Genomic DNA, 5730 nt, shown 5'->3' on the forward strand with positions numbered 1-5730 from the left:
CCACCAGACCACCCCACACCGCCGAGTGCTCCAACCCCACCACCCGACCCAGACCCCACACCTGCGACTGCACCACACCCGCCAGCCGGTCCGAACGACCCACCGACACCGCACCCCGCGAAGCACACCACAACAGCGCCTCGACATCCGCCTCAACCAACGCCTGTACCAGCGTCAGTGTCGAAGCGAAACCGCTGGACAGCGCGGGATGCCCGGGGCAGGGCTCCTCGTCCAGAGCCAGCAGCGACAGCACACCACCCAGCTCAGGCGCGTCGGCGACCGCCTTACGCAGCCGCTCCCCCAACGCCCCGGCGTCCAGGTCCCCCTCGTCCACCGTCAGCGACACCACACCCGCGCCATGCCGCTCAAGACCGGAGACCACCCCCGCCACCAGCTCGTCCCCGGCACACGACGCCGGAACCACCACCAGCCACGTCCCCGACAACGACCCACCGGCCACATCCCCAACCGGCTTCCACGACACCCGATAACGCCAACCGTCAATCGTGGACTGCTCGCGATTGCTCCGGTGATACGCGGACAGCGCGGGCAGCACCGTGCTCAGCGGTGCGTTGCCATCGACGTCGAGCGCCTCGGCGAGCGCTTCGAGATCCTCGCGCTCGACCGCTTCCCAGAATCGCGCGTCCACCGAATCCGAGCCGGTAGAACCGACATCCCGGCCTCCACCGGCAACGGATGTCTCCGGCCAGAACCGCTCGCGCTGGAACGCGTAGGTGGGCAGCTCCACCTTGCCGGCACCGCGACCGGCGAATACCGGCTCCCAGTTCACCGTGGCACCGTGTGCGTGCAATTCGGCCAACGCCGTCATCAACGCCCCCGCTTCGGGGCGCTCCTTGCGCAGCACAGGGACCAGCATTGCCGCTGAAGAGTCCTCGGCGCTTTCCGCGAGACAGTCCTGGGCCATGGCGGTGAGCACACCGTCGGGCCCCACTTCCAAGAACCTGGTCACACCCAACGCCTTAAGCGAACGTACCCCATCCGCGAACCGCACCGCCTCACGCACATGCCGAACCCAATAATCCGGAGAACACGTCTCCCCATCCGTCACCAGCCCACCGGTGACATTGGACACCAGCGCCGTGGTCGGCGGTTCAAAAGAGACCTCACGGACCACGTGGCCGAACGCGTCCAACATACTGTCCATGAGGCAAGAGTGAAACGCATGAGAGACCCGCAAACGCCTAGTCTTTGTCCCCTTCGCCTTCCATGTGTCGGCTACCTCCTGGACCGCCTGCGTATGGCCGGCGATCACCACGGCCGCCGGGCCGTTGACCGCCGCGATGCTCATCTCGTGCTCGCGACCGGCGAGTGAGGCGGCGACCTCCGCCTCGGATGCCTGGATGGCCACCATCGCGCCGCCCTCCGGCAACGCCTGCATCAGACGGCCACGCGCCGCGATCAGCGTGCACGCGTCCTCCAGCGAGAACACCCCCGCCACATGGGCCGCGGCGATCTCGCCCACCGAGTGGCCGATCAGCACATCCGGGGTGACGCCCCAGTGCTCCAGCAGCCGGAACAGCGCCACCTCGATGGCGAACAGGGCGGGCTGGGTGAACGCCGTCCGGTCCAGCAGCTCGGCATCGGCACTGCCCTCCGTCGCGAACATCACATCCCGCAGCGGCCGGTCGAGCAGCACATCCAGGTACGCGCACACCTCGTCCAGCGCCCGGGCGAACACCGGGAACGCCTCGTACAACTCCCGCCCCATGCCCAGCCGCTGCGCACCCTGGCCCGAGAACAGGAACGCCGTCTTACCGCCCGGCACCGCCCGCCCCTGGACGACGCCGGAGGCGATCCCGTGCCCGGCCACGGACTCAAGACCGCGCAGCAGGGTCTCCCGGTCCTCACCGACCACCACGGCACGGTGCTCGAACACCGACCGGGACGCCAGCGAATACCCCACGTCCAGCACGTCGAGGTCGCTTCCGGCCGACACATGCGCGGCGAGCCGTTCGGCCTGCGCAAGCAGTGCCTCCTGGCTCTTGGCCGAGACCAGCCACGGCACCACGGCCATCGGCTCGACCGCCTCGGGAGCGGGGGCCACGGTCTCCGAAGCGGCGGGCTCCTCGGCCGCCGGGGCCTGCTCGATGATGGTGTGGGCGTTGGTCCCGCTCAGCCCGAACGAGGAGATACCCGCCCGGCGCGGCCGACCCGTCTCCGGCCACGCGGTGGCCTCCGTCAGCGGGCGCACCTCGCCCGCCGACCAGTCCACCTCCCGCGACGGCTCGTCCAGGTGAAGGATCTCCGGCAGTACGCCCTCGCGCATCGCCATCACCATCTTGATGACACCGGCCACACCGGCGGCCGCCTGCGTATGACCGATGTTGGACTTGATGGCGCCGAGCCACAGCGGCCGCCCCTCGGGCCGCCCCTGGCCGTAGGTGGCCAGCAGCGCCTGCGCCTCGATCGGGTCACCCAGCGTCGTACCCGTACCGTGCGCCTCCACCACGTCCACATCGGCCGCCGACAGACGGGCGCTCGCCAGCGCCTGCCGGATCACCCGCTGCTGCGACGGGCCGTTCGGCGCCGTCAGACCGTTGGAGGCGCCGTCCTGGTTGATGGCGCTACCGCGCACGATCGCCAGCACCGGGTGACCGTTCTTCCGCGCGTCCGACAGCCGCTCCACCAGCAGCATGCCCACACCCTCGGACCAGCCCGTACCGTCCGCGCCCTCCGCGAACGGCTTGCACCGGCCGTCGGGGGCCAAACCGCGCTGGCGGCTGAACTCCACGAACGCACCCGGCGTCGACATCACCGACACACCACCGGCGAGCGCCAGATCGCACTCGCCCTGGCGCAGCGCCTGCATGGCCATGTGGAGTGCCACCAGCGACGACGAGCACGCGGTGTCCACCGTCACCGCGGGTCCCTCGAGACCGAAGGTGTAGGAGATACGTCCCGACACCACACTGGCCGCGCTGCCCGTGCCCAAGTGGCCTTCGAGGTCGCCCTGCGCGTCCACCCACAGCCCGGCGTAGTCCTGGCCATTCGTGCCGACGAACACACCCGCCCGCGCGCCGCGCAGCGACTCGGGGGCGATTCCGGCCCGCTCGAACGCCTCCCAGGACGTCTCCAGCAGCAGTCGCTGCTGCGGGTCCATGGCGAGCGCCTCACGCGGCGAGATCCCGAAGAACCTGGCGTCGAACTCCGGGGCGCCGTAGAGGAAACCGCCTTCCCGGGCGTAGGACGTGCCGAGCCGCTCGGGGTCCGGGTCGTACAGCCCGTCGAGGTCCCAGCCGCGGTCGGTGGGGAACTCGGAGATGGCGTCGCCGCCCTCGGCGACCAGCCGCCACAGGTCCTCAGGCGTATGCACGTCCCCGGGGAAGTGGCAGCTCATCGCCACGATCGCGATGGGGTCGTGGTCCACGGCGACCGCGCTCGGCGCACCGGCGTCGAGGGCCGGCTGGGCCGAGCCGAACGCCTCGGCGTCCAGGTACTCGGCCAGTTCGGCGGCGGTCGGGTAGTCGAAGACCAGCGTCGCCGGAAGGCGGAGGCCGGTCGCGAGGTCCAGCCGGTTGCGCAGCTCGACCGCCGTGAGGGAGTCGAACCCGAGGTCCCGGAAGGCCCGGCCGGGTTCGATCGAATCCGCGGAGGCGTGGCCGAGCACCGAGGCCGCGTGGCCACGGACCAGCTCCAGCACCGCCGCGTTCCGCTCGGCCGCCGACAGCCCGGCGAGCTTCCCGGCGAAGCCGGCCGCCTCCGCACCGGCACCGTCGTTGCCCGTGGTCAGGTGCTTGCGCGCTTCGGGGATGTCGCCGACGAGCGCGCCACCGCGCGCCGCGGCCAGCGACGGGGCCAGCCGCTCCCAGTCGACGTCCGCGACGACGAGCGACGCCTCCTCCTGGCCCACGGCCCAGCTCAGCACGTCCACGGCGAGCGCCGGGGACATCGCGGACACCGCGCCACCGCGCACCCGCTCCCCGGCGCGGCCGCTCGCGGCCATACCGGACTCGGCCCACGGTCCCCACGCGACCGCCGTACCCGCGAGCCCGGCGCCACGGCGCGCCACCGCCAACGCGTCCAGGTAGGCGTTCGCCGCCGCGTAGGCGCCCTGCCCCGCGCCGCCCACCACACCGGCGAACGACGAGAACATCACGAACGCGTCCAGCTCCAGGTCCGCCGTCAGCTCATGCAGCAGCCGCGCGCCCTCGACCTTCGCCCCCAGCACTCGAGCCAGCTGGTCAACGGTCAGCCCATCGAGCACACCGTCATCCAGCACACCGGCCGCGTGCACCACACCACGCAGCGGGAAGCGCTCGGGAATCCCCGCGACCACCTCGACCAGCGCATCCCGGTCGGCGGCGTCACAGGCCGCCACCGTCACCTCGGCGCCGAGCGCCTCCAGCTCGGCCCTCAGCTCGGCGGCACCCTCCGCCGCGAGACCGCGACGGCTGGTCAGCACCACATGTTCGGCACCTTCGCGCACGGCCCAGCGCGCGACATGCGCGCCCAGGGCACCCGTACCACCGGTGATCAGCACCGAGCCACTCGGCCGCCACGCCTCGCCGCCCGTCGACGCCGCGCGCACCAACCGTCGGCCGAACACCCCGGAGCCACGGACCGCCGCCTCGTCCTCGCCGCTCTCGGCGGAGAGCACACCGGCCAGCCGCGCGACCGCGCGCTCGTCCAGGGTCTCGGGCAGATCGACGAGACCGCCCCAGATCTGCGGGTGCTCCAGGGCCGCGACCCGGCCGAGGCCCCACACCTGCGCCTGCGCGGCGCTCGCGAGCCGGTCGGAACGTCCCACCGAGACCGCGCCCCGCGAGGCACACCACAGCCGGAGGCCCGCGTCCAGTCCCGCCGCGGCCTGCACCAACCGCAGCGTCAGCGCGAGTCCGGCCGCGACCGCCGGCTCCCCGGCGGATGGCTGCTCGTCCAGCGCGAGCAACGACAGCACACTTGCCTCGGACTCATCACCGAGCGCGCCCATCAGCGCCTCGGCGAGGCCATCGCGGTCCGCGTCGGTGTCAACCGCCACCGGTACGACACGGGCGCCGGACTTCTCCAGCCCCTGAGCGATCGTTCCGGTGAGCTCGCTGTCCGCGAGCGAGGCGGGCACCGCGAGCAGCCACGTACCCGACAGCGAACCCGTCGTCGCATCCGGGACCGGCTTCCACGAGACCCGGTACCGCCAGCCGTCGACCGTGGCCCGGTCACGCTGCGCACGGCGGTACGAGGACAGCGCGGGCAGCAACTCGCCCAGCGAACCACCCCCGTCGACGTCCAGCGCCTCCGCCAGCGCCTCCAGATCCTCGCGCTCCACCGCGTCCCAGAACCGCGCGTCCACGCCGTCCGCGGCGGTACCACCCGACGCCTCCGCGCGGTCCTCCAGCCAGTACCGCTGACGCTGGAACGCGTACGTCGGCAGTTCCACCTTCCGCGCACCACGCCCGGCGAAGACCTGCTCCCAGCCGACCGCGACCCCATGGACATGCAGCTCGGCCAGCGCCGCCGTCAGCGCCTGAGCCTCCGGACGGTCCTTGCGCAGCCCCGGCACCACGACCGGAGCCGAACCCGCGTCCGCCACCAGGCAGTCCCGGGCCATGGCGGACAGCACACCGTCGGGGCCGACCTCGACAAACCGGGTCACGCCCAGCTTCTCCAGGGCGCCTACCCCGTCCGCGAAGCGCACGGCCTCGCGCACATGCCGCACCCAGTACTCCGGCGAGCACACCTCGGCCGCGTCCGCCGCCTCACCCGTCACATTCG

Annotated in this window: 1 protein-coding gene; it reads right to left on the reverse strand. The window is 72.1% G+C overall.

What is annotated here, in order from left to right:
- A partial coding sequence (locus ABD329_RS47115; protein WP_344318173.1) for a type I polyketide synthase occupies positions 1 to 5730 on the reverse strand: 5730 nt, incomplete at both ends.

It is taken from the genome of Streptomyces javensis (genome assembly GCF_039525925.1).
Taxonomy (GTDB): Bacteria; Actinomycetota; Actinomycetes; order Streptomycetales; family Streptomycetaceae; genus Streptomyces; species Streptomyces asiaticus.